General features: G+C 33.7%; 11 protein-coding genes and 1 pseudogene. 2 read left to right on the top strand and 10 right to left on the bottom strand.

Annotation, left to right across the window (positions count from 1 at the left end; genetic code table 11):
• Positions 1-4: 4 nt before the first annotated feature.
• The 3 genes from C5O19_RS09625 to C5O19_RS09615 all read right to left on the bottom strand — a co-directional run bounded on the left by C5O19_RS09625 (position 5) and on the right by C5O19_RS09615 (position 4,529).
• Entirely contained in the window at positions 5-913 is a 909-nt protein-coding gene (locus tag C5O19_RS09625) for an exonuclease domain-containing protein (protein WP_104711665.1), read from the bottom strand.
• Positions 914-2,006: 1,093 nt separating this feature from the next.
• Positions 2,007-2,837: a PAS domain-containing protein gene (locus tag C5O19_RS09620; protein WP_104711663.1), complete on the bottom strand. Its 831-nt coding sequence runs from the start codon at positions 2,835-2,837 to the stop codon at positions 2,007-2,009.
• 792 nt (positions 2,838-3,629) lie between these two features.
• A complete protein-coding gene (locus C5O19_RS09615; protein WP_104711660.1) occupies positions 3,630-4,529 on the bottom strand; it encodes a hypothetical protein in 900 nt (299 codons plus the stop codon).
• Between the two features lie 659 nt (positions 4,530-5,188).
• Between C5O19_RS09615 and C5O19_RS09605 the strand changes: the two genes are divergently transcribed.
• Both C5O19_RS09605 and C5O19_RS09600 read left to right on the top strand, forming a co-directional pair.
• A complete protein-coding gene (locus tag C5O19_RS09605; protein ID WP_104711657.1) occupies positions 5,189-6,091 on the top strand; it encodes a sce7726 family protein in 903 nt (300 codons plus the stop codon).
• Positions 6,072-7,001, top strand: coding sequence for a sce7725 family protein (locus tag C5O19_RS09600; RefSeq protein WP_133163339.1), 930 nt, complete (start codon positions 6,072-6,074; stop codon positions 6,999-7,001). The genes C5O19_RS09605 and C5O19_RS09600 overlap by 20 nt, the downstream gene beginning before the upstream one ends.
• Here C5O19_RS09600 and C5O19_RS09595 read toward each other — a convergent pair.
• The 7 genes and pseudogenes from C5O19_RS09595 to C5O19_RS26000 all read right to left on the bottom strand — a co-directional run bounded on the left by C5O19_RS09595 (position 6,994) and on the right by C5O19_RS26000 (position 15,781).
• Positions 6,994-9,291, bottom strand: coding sequence for a hypothetical protein (locus C5O19_RS09595; protein WP_104711653.1), 2,298 nt, complete (start codon positions 9,289-9,291; stop codon positions 6,994-6,996). The two genes, C5O19_RS09600 and C5O19_RS09595, sit on opposite strands and share 8 nt — an antisense overlap.
• A gap of 6 nt (positions 9,292-9,297) precedes the next feature.
• Entirely contained in the window at positions 9,298-10,479 is a 1,182-nt protein-coding gene (locus C5O19_RS09590) for a hypothetical protein (RefSeq protein ID WP_104711651.1), read from the bottom strand.
• A 526-nt stretch (positions 10,480-11,005) separates the two neighbouring features.
• A pseudogene (locus C5O19_RS26255) lies at positions 11,006-11,866 on the bottom strand (DNA/RNA non-specific endonuclease).
• A 670-nt stretch (positions 11,867-12,536) separates the two neighbouring features.
• The gene (locus C5O19_RS09570) at positions 12,537-14,528 is read right to left on the bottom strand and encodes an AAA family ATPase (RefSeq protein ID WP_104711643.1); all 1,992 of its coding nucleotides are present in this window, start codon (positions 14,526-14,528) and stop codon (positions 12,537-12,539) included.
• Positions 14,506-15,006, bottom strand: a complete 501-nt coding sequence (locus C5O19_RS09565) for an ABC-three component system middle component 5 (RefSeq protein WP_104711641.1) — start codon at positions 15,004-15,006, stop codon at positions 14,506-14,508. Before C5O19_RS09565 ends, C5O19_RS09570 begins: the two co-directional genes overlap by 23 nt.
• A gap of 1 nt (position 15,007) precedes the next feature.
• On the bottom strand, positions 15,008-15,541 hold the full coding sequence (locus tag C5O19_RS09560; protein WP_133163338.1) for an ABC-three component system protein: 534 nt from the start codon (positions 15,539-15,541) through the stop codon (positions 15,008-15,010).
• A 63-nt stretch (positions 15,542-15,604) separates the two neighbouring features.
• Positions 15,605-15,781: a hypothetical protein gene (locus C5O19_RS26000; RefSeq protein ID WP_165795991.1), complete on the bottom strand. Its 177-nt coding sequence runs from the start codon at positions 15,779-15,781 to the stop codon at positions 15,605-15,607.
• Positions 15,782-15,912 lie beyond the last annotated feature (131 nt).

The raw sequence follows: 15,912 nt of genomic DNA, 5'->3' as shown, positions 1-15,912 counted from the left end.
ACACTTACAACATGGCCAGAAATTCTTCTTCATTCAGAATAACCAGCGGAAAACCACGGCTGAGGAGTTCTTCCGCTTTTTTCATTTTGGAAGATATCAGTTCTTCCCCCACTAACTGAGCATTCTGTTTACCGACGACCATATAGTGGGTAGCGTAAGAAAGATTTTTCGCCGCAATACCACCACACTGCCAGACCAGCTGCTGAGCTTCCGTACGTCCCAACGCACTAAGGTCACCCGTAAATACGACTGATTTTCCGTAAAACGGGTGTGAATGGTTTATTGCTGTATGCAAGTTCGGAATGAAAGGCGTATTTCGTCGCGTACGAGGCTGAGGCTTTAAGGTAGCATAGGTACCGTCGAAGTTCCGCTTGCTGACCTTGGTACGGTAAATGAGGTCGTCAAGATCGGCTGCTTCGTGTAACTCAGCCATCCGTAGGGCCAGCTGGGCACAGACACGTGCATCATCATCGGCCCGGTGGTGCGTGAATGTGAGCTGGTTATAATAAGCCAGGTAACCCAGCGAATGCTTCGGTTCATTTGGCCAGGTGCTACGAGCCATGTCTACGGTACAAGCGTATTGCAGGGCCTGAATAGACAAGTGATAGTGCTCAAATAATCCCCGTAACAGGTTTAAATCATACGCCGCATTATGGGCAAGTACCGTTTTGCCTTCTAAATACGGAAGGACTTCTGGCCAAAGCTCATCGAAAGCAGGAGCAAGGGTAAGGGATTCAAGCGTAATCTTATGGACACGTTGCTGATAATAGCCCATTTCGAAGGGATAGGGCTTAATATACCAATGCTTTACATCGGTAATAACACCTTTCTCTATCACTGCAATGCCTAAAGAGCAGGCACTGGATCTAGCATTATTAGCATTTTCAAAATCTATCGCAATGAAATCAAGCATAGGGGGGATAATAAGGGAATGATCGCTTCGATAAACACTAATGAGTTCGTATTCAGACTATAACTCAGCTAGTACTAACGATTTTTTTCAAGTTAAATTCGGTCCAAAATGCATTCTTTTCGCCGACTACAATAAACCTCACCAGCAAGGCCAATGAGGTTATACTAATCCTTTTTCAAATAATTCGCAAATTTAAGAATTCTATGAGAAAATTCCTCTGATCATTGGATAGGAAATAAAGCAACTGTAGATGTACGGACTACATCCTAGTAGAAAAAGCTGTGATAGAGAAAGGAAAAGCAAGAAAAGCCCCGCAATAAACCCCTTCCGGAAACCAAAAGGGGTTTGGGTAATACAAGTGTTTACAAGTAAATCAATTAAGACTATACGTCAAATATGATCAATAAATGTTAACAATAGTTTATAATCGCTTTATTTTTAACAATCTAGAGTATTTTACTACCAAATGTCAATCAAATCACCACGTTCTTTACCAGCAATCGTATGAATTTTCCTGAATCTAAAACGTCACTGGACCAAAAATGAGCTAATTCTGAATTAGCTAATGATAAATTTGATCAACATTATAGTAGAATCAGATGAAAAGATATTCAGATCAACCTATACATTGAGCTATATTTTTTCTGTATACCTTAAAAGGCTATACCATTACCTAAAAAAAGTACAAAATATTACTAAGTAATGACAGATTTGTACAAGAATTAAGATTAACAAACGGCAAGCAAAGTGTCTTGGTTCCCGTTAGGAGCGATTTACGAATAATCCTATTGGGTTAACTCAGAGTGTGTTAGGGAAAAAATGGAGTTGGGTAGCTTAGCTTGCGGATTAGGTACCTTTAAAATTTCAGCAAGATTATATAAGTTACAAGTATCTTAGTATCCAAGCCAATGAGATTTATAAGCAAGGAAAAAAGGCTAAAAACTTTTAGTCACTAATATAATCTTGATGAAGATTTAAAGATTGATTTAAATATAGGAAAGCCACATTTTATGACGTTGACTTTGTAGAGAATCTGTTGTAAGAATTTTGATCTGTAGGCCTCATGTAATTAGGTTTAGATCTTAAAGTGATTCTACTTATCTTCTAATAGACGGCGAGCGTGTACCAGGGCTGTAACATCAATCGCTGTAACCATTACGCCGTATGTCTTTTTCTTCTCGTTGACTAATGGCGTGTAGGTGTAGTTAAACCAATATTCTTGTAAACAGCTGTCTTTCAAAATAGCCACTCCGCCTTCCGGATCATGATAAATGTAACCCGTTTCATAAACTTTTAGGGCCAGGCCGACCATCGGTTGACTTTCAAATTCAGGAATAGCGTCAAGAAGGTTTTTGCCTACAATAGTTTCATCTCTACCGAGGATTTCAAGCATTGCTTTATTAGAAGCCTGAACGTTCATTTCACGTCCGATGAGCACGGCGGTAGGGGCCGGAGAATTTTCAATCATGCTACGCCAGTGGCGTTCGCTAGCCTCTAATTGCTGACGGGCCTGTACCAGCGAGGTGATGTCCTGAATAATGCCTGAAAAGCGATAGGGCTTTCCGTTTTCGTCAAAAAAGGCCTGTCCCTTGCTATGTACCCAACGTAGCTTATAATCTTCGCCACCAATGGTTCTGAATTCAATCTCGTAGTCACCTAGAGATTTGGGATTTAGGGCCCAGGCAACCGCCTGATCTACCCGTTTTTGATCGTCGGGGTGGATGTACTCTAATGACGTTTTATAGGGAACTTCTACTTCTTTAATAAACCCGTGCAGTTCTCGGCATCGCTCATCCCACCAGATTTGCCTTCGTTCCAAATCCAAATCCCAGGTTCCTACTTGAGCTGCCTGTAAGGCAAAAGAAAGTCGCTTCAGGTCGGGAAAACGGCTTTTGCTTAACGGAAGTGAAAACTGACGTCTCATGCTATTTTATATCTTAATTTGGATTGGAAAACTCGTAATTAGGTACTGGAAGTAGTATCAATAAACTCTCAGATGTCCCCTGTATTAGGACTGGTAAGTTACTAATTGAGTATTAATAGATGATATAAGATAATGGAATAAATCATCGAAGATTTTATTCAAAACAATTCTTGTTGTCACAAAGGGGAATTAGGATGCTGTTTTCTTTTCTTATGGTAAACGTATTATCAGTCCAAGGCTAAAATTCTTTGAGAATGAAGGAAACATTTAGCTCTGCGTACGCTACTCCATTTTTGTTCTTAGAATTTTCCGAACAGGAAAGCTTAGTAGCTATTGTAGAATTTCATCGGTGACGGTAACCTTTCTGAGGTATGTAAAAGGTAAATTAGTGCCTGGTTCTCAGTGTAGTACATTGAATGAAACCGAAAAAGATGATTAGAGGGAAGGTAGCCGTGAGCCAGCGACTAGCGGTAGTAAACGACAAGCCATCGTTTTACTATAGTTTTGAGCCGTACTGCCTGTAACTAGACGTAAGAAGGATCAGATCCCGGGGTGATCTTATCGACAGGACCGCACTTACCACAACCCATTAAGACAAGAAAAAACCCGTTCAGATTGCTCCAGAACGGGTTTTTGACTGTGACGTTGGGGAGACACAGTTATGTGCTATAAACAAATTGATAATCAGCAATGTAAGCTATGGAGGTCTAAGTAAGGTGCGGTTGTAGGTGCTGCCTTGCTTATGCAAACATAAACTCTAAGAACAAGGTTGTCAAGAACAAAAGCTTAGAACTACACCTCTCTGATGTCAGAAGGTTCAACGCCGTTAGTAGTGTTAGTTACTTCTGTTTCCACTACATAATAGGAAATATTCATATTAATGATTTGGCTATAGGGAATAGTCAAGAGCTTTCCAGGAATTTCCTGATATTCCGATTCTAGTTCTTCGGCCTGAAGCGATTCTGAAACTACGTCTACAGATTCCTGTTCCTCCATATTTTGTAAGGTGTCAGGGGTAGTTTCTGAGTCCTTAGATAGGGATGCCGCAATTTTGACAAATTTTCGCTGAGCGGCTCTTATGTGCAAGGTTTTCAAGCCGCCATCCTGTTCCAAATCAAAGTCATAGAGTGCACCAGTGTAGATAACATTGCCTCCTTCTACTTTCGTTAGTATATCTACAATAACAAACCGGATGAGACTTGCATCTGAAAAACCAAAGATATCTTCCCCATCTTTGAATTCTACCACTTCACCTTTTAATAAGTAAAACCACTTGTTATCATAGCGAAGCCAGTTCAACCTGCGATCGAATTTTTTCCGACGTATGAAGCTGCGGGCTCTCCAGCCTAACAAAGCTCCCAGTAGAATTAACAATAAATGATAGGTAATTACTCTTCCCAAGGACGCCTCGATTACTTGAAAGCTTTCTTTAACAGTAGCATCATCCTTGGGCCCAATTAGCAGCATACCAAGAATTCGCAGATCTACTGAATCTAAGAGTGGACATTCGTTAACGAAAAGGATAGCAATGGCCTGTGCAGTGATCCCAGGAACAATCGACCTAAAGATTTGGTCGGATATGGTGAGCCTTCCATAGCGATGTGAGAACGATCCAGAATAATAAGCCCTAAAAAAAGTAAGTCCTGGTGCCACGATGAGTAGTACCAGGACAGTGGCGAATAAAAAATTCACGCGTTACAAATCATTTTTTCTTACCAACGCTTGACGAATGATAACTCCCAGAAGATCGATACACTTGGGTCTTTCCATCTACCGTGACAGCAACCCCTTTATTCGACTCTCTGGCTTTTATGATCGTACTGATCAATTTATTCGCTGAAGCATCATTCCTTAGGACCTTGGCAATCTCTTTAGAAAGTGGAGCTTTCATACCCTTTACTAATTAAAGGTGAAGTACCTCCAGCCCCTCTGACTCTCTCCTCACGGTACGTTACAAGCAATAATACGATAATTATAGCTTTGTTGATACAAACGTCGAAAAAATAAAATTTGTTTTTTATTAAATAAAATATTATTAATGATCTGATATTCAGTAGGATGTTGGTGTAAATATAGGATGCGTATAGTTTATTGCGTTCATGACATCCTAAAGATTATAAGATTTGCAAAGGCTAATGTAAGGAGCTCCTCCTTCTAAAGGTAAGTTAACTCTTGCTTAGACAAACTACCGATATTGCTAAGGATATGGCAAGCTACAAACTAGCCGTCTCAATAAATATTTAGAGGTAATCGTTTATAAAACATGTCTAATAAAGTCGGATTGAACAGGTCTGGTCTTACTTTTACGGCAGTTTATAGAAGAAGTTACCCACTTCTAGCACTTTACATCCATGCGTTCAAAGATTGACCCGACCTTCAATAAAAAGCTAGCTACTGTATTTACTACTAGCTTTCTTAACGACTATCTGACGAATTCTTATCAGGACAAGTTAAAGGAAATATTGAATGAAACAGGGCTAATTCACCGTTTACCTACTTACGCAACAGTAGAGCAGACGTTGGAACTCATCTACAAATACCTTTCTCAGAATTATCGTTTCGAATACGTCTACAAGAATACGGTAGCTAATCAGTTACTGCTTAAAAAGCACTCTTTAAAGAAAGCCATTCTCTTCTCGGAATTTAGAGCTGGTATTTCCCAACTAGACTTATTAATCGTCAACGGGACTACTACTGCTTATGAAATTAAGACGGAACTAGACTCACTAAGCCGATTACCCGTTCAGTTGAACTCTTACACGGAAATGTTTGATAAAACTTTCGTGGTCACCCATGAAGCGTTCGCAGTAAAGGTTGAAAGACTGTTGCCTGAATCAGCTGGACTTATGGTGTTAAACCAAAATAACAGACTATTCACACTTAAAGAAGCCAGGTCTAATGTCGGCCAATTAAATCATGCAGCTATGTTTTCATCACTAAGGAAAGCAGAGTATTGCTCACTAATAAGAGAGAAGTTTGACAAGGTTCCCAATATGCCCAATACAAAAATATATGATTATTGCTTGAATTTATTTAAACAATTACCTAATATCGAAGCACACGAAAGCTTTGTGAAGGTATTGCGTAAGCGTAAACTAAAAGATGAGCAGCTAGACTTGGTTAAAAGTGTAGGAGCAGCTCTAAAGATGTTATGTTTAGGAAAGCACTTCACAGGGGCTGAATGTACACAACTACATAATACTTTTAACTCCAAACCATTTCCGCCTTATGTACATGCCCTATCTCAGAGGTAAAAAATTTGAGCTTCTCGCCCTTTTAGAAACAAATGAAAGATTAGTACAAAGCGAATCCTTTTTACCTATTATAGAACCAGTTAATACTTCTGGTGAGAACTTAGAAACGTATAAACTTCTAGGAGAAGGTAGATTTCCGTTTGTATTGATAATTAATCCGAAGGTTGGTAACCATACTCAAGATAATGAAGTAGAAAATACGATTCTTCCCTTGCTAAGCGGAAATTTAAATAACGTTTATATTGGTATCATATTAGATAAAGATGAACCTATTTCAAAAATAATAAATATTTTAACAGGCTATACTAACTTTAAAAAGGTTATCATACACAATACTAACTATAAAGATCAGGATGAATTAATAGAATTTATTGAAAATGATGAATCTATAGAGTATAATATTTTTGATGAAGACGAAACAATGCCTAACTATAGAATATCATTTCCTGCTAACAAGAAAATCATATTAAGGGATGGATTTGTCAAGCATAAGACTAATAAAGATTATCCACAAGAAGACTATTATTGTCAGAATGTTTTCCTTTACAAACAACAAGGATATTATGGTTGTAGTGATTTTTTATCAGTAGGTAAGAAATATAATAACGGACGTTCTGGAAACCCGCATGCAGTTGTTATACATTATACAGTAACAGAGAATGGTGAAAATAAGATGTTCCATTTTCTATCTGATAGAAAAGATGGACCATCAAATCAAGCTGGTAAATATTTGGAAGCTTTAAATCATTTAATTGATTTTTTGAACTCTGGACGAAGATTTGGAGATAATACGGATGGAACTAATGAGTTCAGATCTAATCATAAATCAGAATATTTTCCTGGTCTAGGAGGTATTAAGAAGATCTCTATGAAACATCATATTGAACTACTATTTGAATTAGCTAAATAATATTAGCTAAAATATAATCAGTAAACATTTTATAAAAGGGATGTAAAGAAGTTGTTTTTTCTGATGAAAAGGTTTTTAAAATATGTTCTTTCATTAGTGACATTTTTTTATTAGCAATAGCATATAGAAATTCTAGTAAGGCTTCACCCTGTTCTTGAGTATTATATCGAATCAATGTTTCTAAGGTTGCTGACATGGCTTGTGAAGCCACTAAATCTAATGAATAATTGAGTTCTTCTGGTCTTGCACAACGGAGGATAGAAGCTTGTATTATGCCATCATTGAAGCGATCAAAATTTGCTGGATCAAGCAGATTTCTGATATAGGGAGATTGTATTAATTGTTTTGATCCATTAGAACTTCTAAGCTGATTGATAATATTTGAAATAGTAAAATATACATCTGATTGACTTACATGTTGGTAGTAATTGTCAAAATTAAAAAATGCAAAATTCTTTCTTAGTATAAGTTCTTCAGTTTCGTTTGTTTGAAACTTATATCTAGGGTAAAATAGATTATTAGATAACCCTCGTTGCGTATTGCTTAAACTTTTATATATTATCTGTTTTCTTTCTTCGATAAAGGACTTAAATAAAGCATTGTTTCCATAGGTATCCTCTACGAATAAAGTTAACTCTTTTAAAAATTCAATTTCGGAAAGCCAAGAATTAAATTTAGAACTATTATCGCATGGCATAGTTTCAATGCTATGAAATGAATTGGTATTTTTACCATAGTTGCCGTGTGATAAATTGCTAATTAAAAAGTTTAAGCTACCCTCATTCTGCATTCTGGTTAAGCCTATAAAGTACAAAATTCGCAAATTTTCATGTTTCCTAAGAGCTCTGCTTAAATAAAGTAAATTTTTCCCATTAGATATGCAAGAACCTACAACTATAACTGCTCCTGTACTTTCACTGTTTATGCTATCTATACTATTCTGATCAATTAATTGAGGTTTTCTTTCATGAGTGTAATTTTCGTTAATTTGATCATATATATACATAGATAAATCCTTAGATGCCTGATCGCGTAAATTAACTATATACCTAACATTACTTGGTACATATTGATCAATGTAATGATTGATTTTTTGTTTATATTCTGGATATTTATTCTCCCTAATACCATTAATTATTTCAGAATAGTCTATAAATATCTCATATGCTTCTGTAGAAGTATTTTCTTTATAATTGACTTTTAAAATTGTATTAATACGGTTCACTGACTTAAATTGTTGGACAAATTTTGACAAATTTGGATTTGCATCATTAACTGTTATAATATGTTTATTTATTTTAGGACTATCTAATAAAAAGACATCGCCAAATACACTTAAGGCATATGAACCAGTTTTGCATAATGCACAATTATCCTTTTGATATGATTCAAATTCTTTAATACCATTTTGATTTTTATTGCTAATAGTTAAGTCGCAAATTATGTTATTTCTGATATTGCCACTTTCCCCTAAATAAAATAGGATTACAATATTATCATTTTCTATAATTGGATTATTTTTTAAAAGCTTTTCGACAATATTTCCTGAAGTTGATGCTGAAATTATAAAAAATGAGTTTTTGTGATAGCTAATAGAGTTGTTCTGTATTCCATCATAGGAACTAAAGCTTTCTACTGATATATCATTTTTAAAAGATTTTTTTAATCTATGTTTTAATTCAATTAGAGTAAAAGCTATAACATTAATTGAAGAGGTATCGCAATATATTTTGCTATGTATTTCTTCATTAAATCTGTTTAAAAGGGTGAATGCAATAAAATATATTTCTGAACTAATTAGTAGTATATTCCCCGTTCTTAAAAATTTATTGCAATGCTTCCCTGATGGAAAAACAAAGTGATGTAATCCTGCACTTTCAACTATTCCACCTCGTTTAAGGAATATATTTTGTAAACCCTCGTTAATATATTTCGATTTAAATTTGTCAGATGCCTTACCTTGGATTGCAGTGAGGCTTCTATTTTTGTCAAATGTGTATATCGTTATATTATCTCTTAAATATGACTCCTCTCTTTTAGGTATATATTTAAAAGTATCTAAAATTTTTGTCGAAAAAATATCTATTAGTTGGTCTTTAAGGTAAAGACCGCCAATCACTACAATCTTGTCAGTTTGGTAATTAGATTGGTAGAAATCCTTGATTTCTTTTACGATTTCTGATTGATTAAGAGTTTTTCCTGAACAAAAGATTACAGTAGTTGAAATTTCCTTTAAAACTTCTAATACTTTTTCTTTATGTTTAAATTCGTAGATATATATATTATTCATAATGAGTTATGACAAAGGATAGATGATAGAAAGGACGGAACCGTGAGAATAATAGTTTTGAATAATTTCGTTTTTTTCATTAGAAGTCCAATCAAATAGATCTATATCCTCACTATTTGAAGTATTGACATATGGGGTATTTATTAGATCTCTATAAATGTGTAATTCATCAGTTTTAATTCTCAAAAATCCTTTATTATTTAATGTTCTTAAAATTCTGTCTAAACCTAGACCTTTCACATCTTTATAAATACTTTGGTCTGAGGTCATATGCTTAGTTAAACATTTTTTTAATATATTCAATTTATTAATATTTGGTACATCATTTGTTGATTCAAATTTTTTAATAAATCCAGGACCGCTATCGAAAACAGTGATTTCAACAAGATATAATTCTCCTATACTATTTTCTTTTAAAGCTGAGCTATTGAAGTAATTTACTAAACCCGGATTTTCTGTTGAGGTTTGAATCAATTGTTGCCTATCTTTTCTAATAAATTGAATATATAGTCCTCTAATATTAGGATCTAAGGGAATTGAATTTTCATCAGTTTTCGCCCACTCATATGTATTTTTCATTAGCTCATAAATTATATTAACTATAGGCATGCTGACTTTACTATAATTATGTTTTGTGATAGTAGATAAGTTAATAATGTTGTATAATGATTTATGTAGATTTTCTAGGAGATATTGTTCATTTTCAATGTACTCTCCATTTGGCTCAAAACAAGGTAGTATGCCTCTTTTTTTAGGCAGATGATCAAAAGATGTTAATAATAATTTCTGACCTTTTAATGGTAATGCTTTTAGCATTTTGTCATGTATTTCCTTATTAGGTACTCTTAAATATCCTTTAAGATCATATTTTCCAGTATTATCTAATATATTATGTCTGTTCCATGCGTATGTGATTATTGGAAAAAGAATTTCGTTATCGTAAATGTTATTTATACTAGTTATATTATTATATAGATTTATTAATAAATTACCATCCTTGAATGACCTTGACCATGTTATTGATAGTTGTAAAATTATAATTTCCATCCCTATATTTTTGCTTTCAAATTTTGAGGGCAACTCAAAATCAACAGTTATACTTTTTGCAATACAATTGTAAAGTACTTCGTAGCAATAATCTACATCTTTATAAGAGATGTTTTTGTTTATTACAATTTTGGGATTCATTATATTGAATATTTAGATTTGTTTTTGTAATAACATAAAATTGAGATATCGTTAGATAAATATACCTATTTATAAATTATGTTTGCTTTTTTATATGTGATTTAAAATTATTATTAGTTTGTTATTATTTTATTAGGTAATTAATATAAGTTACTAAATGCTTTATAAACCTAAGTTTTATTTCAAGAATTGTGCTGCGCTCTGTTTAAATCATGCCATTTATTATATTCATTTTAATATCAAGAGTTGAAATTATTCATGTAGATACCTGCTTCACTATCTGTAGTATAAATTAGTATGTCTTCAATAACAGTGGGCTTTCTTGGACTTCCATGTCTGTTATCTTCCGTAACCCTTGTTATAATAATGCCCCTGTCACTTGAAGCAACATTTAATAACTCTGCTGGGTGAGGCGTATAGGTGCTAATGCCTATCTAAGCAGAGGTATCTTACGTTGAAATAGTGAAGATATGAAAGGTAAACAAGTGTTTCATTGTTAGACGGAGTTATTTGGAGAATTGATCGATTACTTTTCTAATTTATCTTGAACTGACTGCGGCAAGGCTGAGAAAAAGTCTAATCCGGTTAAGCTTTCTAACTCCTTAACCGAAAGCTTCCATTTTTGCCAGGTGGTTCCGGCTACTTCCATGCTATTAGGCATGTTGACGGCAATAACCTCCACTGTTTCTTTTGAGATTCTATTGAGGTCATCGCTTCCTTCAGGTAGGATGAGGGCAACCTTCCAGCAGCTTTCATATACTGTCATGGAAAATCTGCCCTCGTAATAACTTAAGGAAATCCCAGTATACATGGTTGTAGGGTTTGTGCCCCAGCCGCCTTTTCCGTTTCCACCAGCATAGATATAGGCTTCATTGCCTTCCTTTACCCGTTTGCGGCAGTATTCTTCCAAATCATTTCAGACGACTCGGTTTAGCGAGGGCGACTGTGCAATGATATTATTTATAAGGAATGTAGCGGAATTAGCTGCCTGGCTGGAAGTGCGATCGCCTGATGGGCAGAGGTGACCTCTGTCAAATCCGGTTCCTGTGAAGTCATTAGGTTTTACAATAGCAAAGGTTGCCTCTGGGTCCATTCTAAAATAATCTTGTCTTACGGCGTTACCTAAATCACTTTTCTGTAAATGCCACGAAGCCCAGAGTGCGGCAGCATCGGGTCCTGAATAACACAGACTGTATTCAGGTTTTTCAACCAAAAAACGTTCGGCAATTTTGTAATCATACACTTTCGAGGCCTGCGAAGGGTAACCCAAGGCCGCGTTCAAAGGGAGTTCAGGCTGAGCCTCTTGCTTTTTACAGCCAGTTAATACGAGAAATACACCGAGTAAAAGATACTGGGAATGGTTAATCTTGGATAAAAAATGATGCATAGGTAGATTGATGCTTTAAATATTTAAAGCAAAAACATAGACAAAGTGTAAAAATATTATTCAAATGTATTGACATTCATTAAGAGATGGGCTATGTTTGATTCCTCTTAACTAAGGAAGGCTGATCAATTTTTTACCACCGCTTTACTATGTCCACTATGAATGACCGCTGTACTCAACACTTAAATCAATTATTAGAATTACAACTAGCCGATGCTTGGCAAAAAGACATAGAGTCTCTTCTGGTTCGAGGTCTCACTATGCCAGATACAGAGCTTACCCTTGAACAGCGTACTCAGCAAAATGAAAGATACATTATGCTAATGTGCACATTATGCAAGCAGCAAGAGATCAGCAACAAGTAGCTAACAAAAGAGCCGCCACTCTTTGAATTACAATAAAACTATGACTATACCTCATGTTGAGCTAATCTACTATTAGTGAATTAAGAATAAGCCATTAAAACTAAGCAAAAGTAAATTTCAATAAAATATGGGAACTAATTTATTGAATAGATAGATCAAAAATTTATTAAACTTACAATTATATAATTAAGGATTAATGTTTTAATATTCCTCAAAATTACCTGATTAAGTACACAGAGCGATAATTAAAGATTGAATGAATATGATATGATTCTATAATAAAAATGAATTTAATTTTAAATAGATCAGAATGGTAAATCACTAAATAGTTCATCCATGTCATTGTCTGAATCTAGATTAGGACGCTGATCATTCGTAGATAATGGTTCAGTGTTTTTATTAATAGGTTGAATATCTAATGATTTATTGCTACCGTTATATGAGGGGCCAACGGTGTATTTATCTATATCCAAAGACTCATCCATCATCGAAGTGGTAAATATTATTTGGTAATCTTCCTTATTGAATTTCTTAGCAATGGATTCAATTGTCCTTTGAAATTTATGGCTTCTTGAGGGTTCCATTCCTTTATCCTCAATGTTATCACAAAGTATAAATCGAGGGTACCTCATGAACGGTAATTCTAGTGAAGCAAAAAATATAGAAAATCTAATAGCATTTTTCAAAACAACCATTGAGCTTGCTGAAAAATTACTTCTTCCATCTATAGAAAATGAATTTTTGTCAAAATCTATATTGACATTTTCTGGGTCAACGAATGATGATTCATACACTTCATCTTTAGAATCTTCTTTAAGTATCTTTATAGTATAATCTCGAATCTTGTTTTCAACTTTAATAGAATTATTGCTTTGACTTATTCTTTTATTTTGTATGCTTTTTAATAAAGAACTAATATCTGTATTTAAAGTATTGATTTTCTCATTTATGTATTCAAACTTGATTGCTTTCTGTCGCTTCTCAAATAGTTGAGAAAGTTTTACTTTAACTTCTCCTTTGGTTGTAAGTAACTCAGATAATTTCAAGTCGTAAGAAATGGTAAAAGCTTTTACAGAAAGGTCTATGTCTTTTTGTGTTTCATAAAGATTAGTTTTGGTTTTGTTTTCTAAATCAATTAGCTTGATTAGGCGATCTTGTCTCAGTTTTAATAGTCTCTCAGATTCGCTAATTTGAATATCAATTTCCTCCTTAACCTTAGTGGCTTTATTTACGGCATCATCTTCTTGTATATTGCCGCATAATGAGCAAGTATTATGTTCTGTATTTTCTTTTAATTTACCTAAACAAGATGGGCAGTAGCTAACAGGCATTAAACCTAAAATATTTCTAGTTATAATTGATGTATTTAAAGATTTAGATTGGCTCTTTAGTTCGTTAATAAAATCAATACTGTCACTTATTTCAATCTTATAAGTATTGATGTCTTTGGTAATTTGAATATATTCATTTTTGAGAGTAACCAACTTATCTTTTTTATCATTGAACTTTTTGTTGGCTTCACTAAATGCTGTATTTCTAGATGTTTGTGATTTTTCTATTGAAGAATTTAATTTTTCTAATTGTGTTGTAAGTTTATTGATTTCTTTGTCGATATCTGTTGAATTTAGTTGTTTGGAATCATAAATATCTACGAAAATTTTTTGTTGACTTTTTAAGTCATTAATCTCTTTCTTTTTTAGCCTTAGATTCTTTTCGTCAATTACTAAAGAATCATCATGTGAGCCGTAAAGGTAGTATCCAATTGTTCTCCTAATAAGTGGGCTATCGAAATCTACTGATTTGATTATGTTAATAATAGGAGTTATTTGATCAATATATAATAATCTTAATATTTGATTGAAAGTGATAAAATCCCCACTTTCGGTTGAGACTTCAGTGAAATTTAAATATTTAAAAATTATTTGACTAAAACTTTCCTTAGCATCTTTTCTTCCAAAGTTATATCTATTCCATCCGTCTAGTTTTTGAGATATTGCATTCTCGTATTTACCATAGTATATATCCATCGGCTGCATGGTGTTTGTTTCAATGTATCTCTTTAAAGTTAATATTTTCCCGTTAATATTAACTTCAATAATGACATAGTCGCACGATTGAGCTTCAGGGAGCCAATTGATAAAATCTCCCCCTAAGGCATAATACATGAAGTTAGCGATAGTGGATTTTCCAGAGCCATTTTTGCCTCTAATGATATTTAGCCCAGAATGATAATCTTGACTATAAACAATTCTACTTTTTTTATAAACAACTAGTTTATTGATTTTTATAGATTGCATATTTGTTGTCAACTAAAGATGTGCGTTCAATTAAATCCTTTGTAGGTAATTTAATAAAATGATCATAAATTATTTTTAAGATAGTTTGGTCTATCAAGTCAGTACGGCTAAGTTCAGTTTTTAAACCATCATCAATTGATGTTAAATTTAATTTCAAAATCCCTTGTTTGTATTGGTCTAAATCCAACAAGTCCCTACTGGTCAAGCATTGTAGTGATATTTCATAAAAACTTCTTGTTTGCTGGAAAACTCTATTCTTATCCGGTATTTTATTGTATGTAGTTATTTTATATAAATTTTTAAATTTGCTAGCATTTTGAGGGACTCTGAAATTATTCAGCTCTTGAGGGAATAATAGAATGAAATCAATGATTCTCATTCTATCCTTTTCGATTTCGATGTTTCTATTATCGTAGAGTATTTTTAAAATTCGATAGGCAGTGTGATAAATATCAAAACTTGGATGATATACAAGCATATTAGTTCCATTTAATATGGCATTTGCCGGTTAAAAAAAATATCATTCCTCTAATATGATGTGTCAATATATCGATATCGCAATCATTGTCTAATATTAAGCTTTCAATTGGGGCAATTATTGTTGAATTAATTAATTCATTAATAACAATATGATCTGTCCCTTTTCTTATTTCAGGTAGTATAAACATATTAAACTGGTCAAAAATCTTCCCTAGAAAAATGGCATTAATATTTTGAATAGAAGGAGAGAATTTGTATTCTAGTAAAAATTTACTAAATTCTTCTTTTGTTAAGAGAGCATACTCTAAGTTCTCGTCAAATCCACCTTCTACTAATTTTTCTTCTAGAGTTTGGATTTTTGCTGTAGAAATATTTACAAGGAATCTTTGTAGCCTCTTAATGAAATCATTTTGCCTTTTAAAGCTAGGATCCTGTAACTCATGTTTATATTGGTTTAATAAATTGCCAATAGTGTTTGGGTTTAAAGAAGCTGTAAAATGAATTTCAACATTGTTATTTACAATGTCTCTCATAGCATAATACTGCTTGCTGTTATTTCCAGCATTTAAAGTAGTGGTTCCCCTTATCATATGATTTTATTTTCCTCTTATATCTCTACCAGCAATGTTCTGGTTAGAATTATTTCCAGCATTCAATGTAATGTCTTTTTGATTTGTTTTTGATTTTTGATATTGAATGCCTCCAATGAAACCTCCAATGGCTCCAATTATAGCTGATATCAATCCAATTATTTCAGGTTGTAATGATTGCATGGTTTGTGTTTATTTTAAGTGAATAGAAAAATATAATTATAACAAGGTGCATCTTTAAATGAGTCGTTGCAATTTTAATCCATTAGATAGACGAAACTCTTTATAGCTTCGATGAAAAGCAAAATAAAAGG

Source organism: Siphonobacter curvatus, from assembly GCF_002943425.1.
Lineage (GTDB): Bacteria > Bacteroidota > Bacteroidia > Cytophagales > Spirosomataceae > Siphonobacter > Siphonobacter curvatus.
Note: the sequence above shows the minus strand (reverse complement) of the source record. Positions and strands in the feature narration are given on the sequence as shown.

Excerpts from the sequence above, each read along its gene's own strand:
- C5O19_RS09625 (WP_104711665.1), bottom strand. The coding sequence starts at position 913 with ATGCTTGATTTCATTGCGATAGATTTTGAAAATGCTAATAATGCTAGA.
- C5O19_RS09620 (WP_104711663.1), bottom strand. The coding sequence starts at position 2,837 with ATGAGACGTCAGTTTTCACTTCCGTTAAGCAAAAGCCGTTTTCCCGAC.
- C5O19_RS09605 (WP_104711657.1), top strand. The coding sequence starts at position 5,189 with ATGCGTTCAAAGATTGACCCGACCTTCAATAAAAAGCTAGCTACTGTA.
- C5O19_RS09600 (WP_133163339.1), top strand. The coding sequence starts at position 6,072 with ATGCCCTATCTCAGAGGTAAAAAATTTGAGCTTCTCGCCCTTTTAGAA.
- C5O19_RS09595 (WP_104711653.1), bottom strand. The coding sequence starts at position 9,291 with ATGAATAATATATATATCTACGAATTTAAACATAAAGAAAAAGTATTA.
- C5O19_RS09590 (WP_104711651.1), bottom strand. The coding sequence starts at position 10,479 with ATGAATCCCAAAATTGTAATAAACAAAAACATCTCTTATAAAGATGTA.
- C5O19_RS09570 (WP_104711643.1), bottom strand. The coding sequence starts at position 14,528 with ATGCAATCTATAAAAATCAATAAACTAGTTGTTTATAAAAAAAGTAGA.
- C5O19_RS09565 (WP_104711641.1), bottom strand. The coding sequence starts at position 15,006 with ATGCTTGTATATCATCCAAGTTTTGATATTTATCACACTGCCTATCGA.
- C5O19_RS09560 (WP_133163338.1), bottom strand. The coding sequence starts at position 15,541 with ATGAGAGACATTGTAAATAACAATGTTGAAATTCATTTTACAGCTTCT.
- C5O19_RS26000 (WP_165795991.1), bottom strand. The coding sequence starts at position 15,781 with ATGCAATCATTACAACCTGAAATAATTGGATTGATATCAGCTATAATT.